The sequence below is a fragment of the Salinicola sp. genome (assembly GCF_982684285.1).
Map to the genome: position 1 here is coordinate 1 of NZ_CEXLVS010000335.1, position 3,673 is coordinate 3,673.

Genomic DNA, 3,673 nt, shown 5'->3' on the forward strand with positions numbered 1-3,673 from the left:
GAGCGCAAGCGCGACGGCGGCTTCCCCGATATCAAGGAGTTGAAGCGCCGGGTCCGCGACCGGCTCGACCCCGGACGCGACCTAGGGCACACGGATAGAGATAAAGCCTGAAGCTGGAAGAGCGGCGCTGCGCGCCTGGAAGAGGGAAGAACAAGCAAGGCCGACCCCCTGAGCTTGTGGCAGTATCGTTGATGGCATCCTGTCTTCCAGCTTCCAGCTTCCAGCTTCCAGCTTCCAGCTTCCAGCTACCACCAGTGCTTGCGCTTGAGCAACCACATCACCAAGCCGCCCACGAGGGCGGTGATCGCGAGAAAGATCACGAAGCCGTAGGGGCTGTCGGCGCCGGGTATGCCTCCCACGTTGATGCCCAGAAGCCCGGTCAGGAAGCTGAGTGGCAGGAACACGGTGGTGACGATCGCCAGCATGTACATGCGCTGGTTGAGGCGTTCGTTGTGCTCGCTGAAGAGCTGCTCCTGCAGGATCAGCGCACGCTCCTGCATGGCGTGGAAGTCCTCCACGTAGCGCGACAGCTGGTTGGCGCTCTCGCGGATCGATACCTTGGTGTCCTCGTCGAACCATTCGGGGCCGTGGGCGATCTGGTCCAGGCAGTCCCGTTGCGGTCCCATGAAGCGCCGCAGGGTGATCAGCGACCGCCGCAGGCGGGAGAAGTCGTCGGGATCGATCTCCCGGTCGCTGAGCTGATCCTCCTCGAGTTCGCCCAGCCGGTCGTCGAGCTGGTGCGAGACGTCGCCGACGTTGTCCACCAGGGCTTCCGTCAGCCAGGCCAGCAGGTCCGGAACCGACAGCGCGCCGCTACCGTCGTCGATCCGCTCGCGCACGTCGCTGACCGATTTCAACGGTCGGCGACGCAGGGTGATCAGGCGATTCGGGGCGATCCAGATGCGCAGCGAGATGAGGTCCTCGGGCGCAGCGCCGGGGTTGAGGTTGATCCCGCGCAGCGTGCTGACGGCGCCATTGCGGAATTTGGCGACGCGCGGCCGGGTATCCTCCTCCAGCAGCGCCTCGACCGGTGCCTCATCGAGCCCGGCGATCTCCTCCAGGTAGGTATGAACGTCCTCGTGGCGGAAATCGAGATGCATCCATAGCGGCCGCTCGGGATCGGCCCAGGCCTCTCGCAGCTGGCGCACGCTGAGCAAGGTGCCGCCGCCCTTGCCGTCGAGCTGGTAGGCGGCGACCAGCGCCGTCTCCGTTTCCATTGTCAGCCTCCTTGCCGGTCCGGCTCGCGGTGCGCCATGTCACGAGCATTTTCAATGTGTTGACGATAGCAGGTCGAGGCGTCGCCGCCAGCGGTTCGGCCCTGGAAGCGCTGCGAGCGCGACACGAAAAAGCCGATGCCCGGTCAACCTTCCGCCACCGCCGACGGCGCCAGCATCGGTTCCAGTTTCGACCAGACGTTGTCGAGAATGATGGGCTGTGCCTCGGCGGTGGGATGGATGCCGTCATCCTGCAGCATGGTATCGAGATCGACGCCCTCGAGCAGGAACGGCAACAGCGGGACCTCGTAATCGCGAGCCAGCTGCGTGAACACATCGCGGAAAGCGTCGGTATAGGCGGGGCCGTAATTGGGGGGCACCTCGATGCCGAGCAGCAGCACCCTGGCGTCTTCTTTCTGGCTACGCTCGATCATCTTCGACAGGTTGACCTGCATCTGCTGGGGAGAAAGCCCGCGCAGCCCGTCGTTGCCGCCGAGTTCCAGCAGAACGATATCGGGATGATACTGTCCGAGAACTTCAGGAAGCCGTGCCGAGCCGCCCGAGGTCGTCTCGCCGCTGATGCTGGCATTGACGACTTCGTGCTCATCACCCAATCGATTCTTCAGCAGATTGACCCACCCGGCCTGTGGATCGATGCCATAGGCCGCGCTCAGGCTGTCGCCCATCACCACGATGGTGTCGGCGCGGGCCGAGCCGGGCGTCAGCGACAGCATGGCAAAACACAACAACAGTGCGCCACCCGCACGGCGCCTTGCCAACTTGGCGAAAGGCATCTCGATACCAAGCACAGGGAAACCAGGCACCATGTCTCACTCCTCGGACCATGAACGAAAGCGAATTCTACACGCCAGCCAGCTCGCCAAACGGGTAACGAGTGGGGAACGAGAGCTGGTTATTCTCGAATCGCTGGCGCTGGATGTCGATCGCGGTGAGAGTGTAGCCATCGTTGGAAGTTCCGGCGCCGGCAAATCCACCTTGCTGGGGCTGCTGGCAGGACTCGACGCACCCAGTTCGGGAGAACTCCAGATGTTCGGCCAGTCGCTGAACGACCTGGACGAGGATGGACGCGCGGCCCTGCGTGCTGGCCGTGTCGGCTTCGTTTTTCAGAACTTCCAGTTATTACCCACACTGACCGCCTTGGAAAACGTCATGTTGCCGCTGGAACTGTCGCCTCGGCAAGACGTGGCCGCCAAAAGTCGTCAATGGCTGGAGTGCGTCGGGCTCGGCGAGCGCCTCGAACATCTGCCCAAGCAGCTCTCCGGCGGTGAACAGCAACGGGTGGCGGTAGCGCGCGCGTTCGTGTCCGACCCTGACCTGGTCTTCGCCGACGAGCCCACCGGCAATCTCGACGAAGCGACCGGCGGGCGCATCATCGATCTGCTTTTCGATCTCAATCGTGAGTCCGGCACGACCCTGATCCTCGTCACCCATGACATGGCGCTCGCGACGCGGTGCGATCGTTGCCTCCGGCTGGAGGGCGGTACGTTGACGGCGATCGAGCAGCCGCGTGGAGTCGAGGCATGAACCTGATCGCGCTCTCGCTCAAGGGTCTCCGTCGCGACCTGCGGGCGTCCGACGTCCGGGCGCTGTTCGTCGCGCTGGCACTGGCCGTGGCGGCAACCACCATGATCGGTTTCTTTCTCGACCGTCTCGACCGGGGGCTGACGCGACAGGCGGGCCAGCTGCTCGGCGGGGACCTGGTGCTGGAGCAGGGACGCGCGTTCGACGATGGGCTTCGTCAGACGCTTCGCGACGCCGGGCTCGAGCTGAGCGACCAGGTCGATCTGGTATCGATGGTCAGCCAGGGGGATGCCTTCCAGCCGGCTGGTCTCAAGGTGGTGGACGATCACTATCCGCTCTACGGCGAGGTTCGGGTCGATCGGGGCAACGGTGTCGAAGGCGTGGCTCACGGCCCGTCGCCGGGCAGCGCGTGGATCGCGCCCAGGCTGGCACAGCTCTTGGACGCGGGTATCGGCGACCGGGTCCAGGTCGGGGCGCTGTCGCTGTCCATCACCGGCCTGATCGATCGTGAGCCCGACCAGCAGGCCGGCTTCGCCGGCCTGACGCCGCGCATCATGCTCAATATCCAGGATCTCCAGGCAACGGAACTGGTCAGGCCCGGTTCGCGGATCGAGTACGAGCTGCTGGCCGCCGGACCGCCAGCGGCGATCGATGGGCTCGGGCAGCGACTCGATGCGTTGCGTGACGCCGGTGTCGAGATTCGCGACGTGCGGGTGGATCGCCCGAGCCTGGGGCGGTCGCTCGAGCGGGCGCAGAAATATCTGAGCCTGGCGGGGCTGGCTGCGGTCCTGCTTGCCGGGGTCGCCGTGGCCATGGCCACCCGACGCTATGTCGATCGCCATCTCGATACGGCGGCACTGCTGCGCTGTTTCGGCGCCTCGCAACGGCAGTTGGGCCAACTCTTCGCCTGGCAACTG

The 3,673-nt window shown here is 65.0% G+C and carries 4 protein-coding genes; 2 read left to right on the forward strand and 2 right to left on the reverse strand.

Annotation, left to right across the window (positions count from 1 at the left end; translation table 11 throughout):
- Positions 1-245: 245 nt before the first annotated feature.
- Both AC3AYF_RS19335 and AC3AYF_RS19340 read right to left on the reverse strand, forming a co-directional pair.
- Positions 246-1,217 (reverse strand): zinc transporter ZntB, encoded by a 972-nt coding sequence (locus tag AC3AYF_RS19335; RefSeq protein WP_295041161.1) that lies wholly within the window; start codon positions 1,215-1,217, stop codon positions 246-248.
- A 143-nt stretch (positions 1,218-1,360) separates the two neighbouring features.
- Positions 1,361-1,948 (reverse strand): arylesterase, encoded by a 588-nt coding sequence (locus AC3AYF_RS19340; RefSeq protein WP_295041162.1) that lies wholly within the window; start codon positions 1,946-1,948, stop codon positions 1,361-1,363.
- Between the two features lie 91 nt (positions 1,949-2,039).
- On the opposite strand from AC3AYF_RS19340, the gene AC3AYF_RS19345 reads away from it, so the two are divergent.
- Entirely contained in the window at positions 2,040-2,759 is a 720-nt protein-coding gene (locus AC3AYF_RS19345) for an ABC transporter ATP-binding protein (RefSeq protein ID WP_295041163.1), read from the forward strand.
- On the forward strand, positions 2,756-3,673 hold a 918-nt coding region (locus AC3AYF_RS19350; protein ID WP_487780209.1), incomplete at its 3' end, for an ABC transporter permease. The genes AC3AYF_RS19345 and AC3AYF_RS19350, both read left to right, overlap by 4 nt.

Excerpts from the sequence above, each read along its gene's own strand:
- AC3AYF_RS19345 (WP_295041163.1), top strand. The coding sequence starts at position 2,040 with ATGTCTCACTCCTCGGACCATGAACGAAAGCGAATTCTACACGCCAGC.
- AC3AYF_RS19335 (WP_295041161.1), bottom strand. The coding sequence starts at position 1,217 with ATGGAAACGGAGACGGCGCTGGTCGCCGCCTACCAGCTCGACGGCAAG.
- AC3AYF_RS19340 (WP_295041162.1), bottom strand. The coding sequence starts at position 1,948 with ATGCTGTCGCTGACGCCCGGCTCGGCCCGCGCCGACACCATCGTGGTG.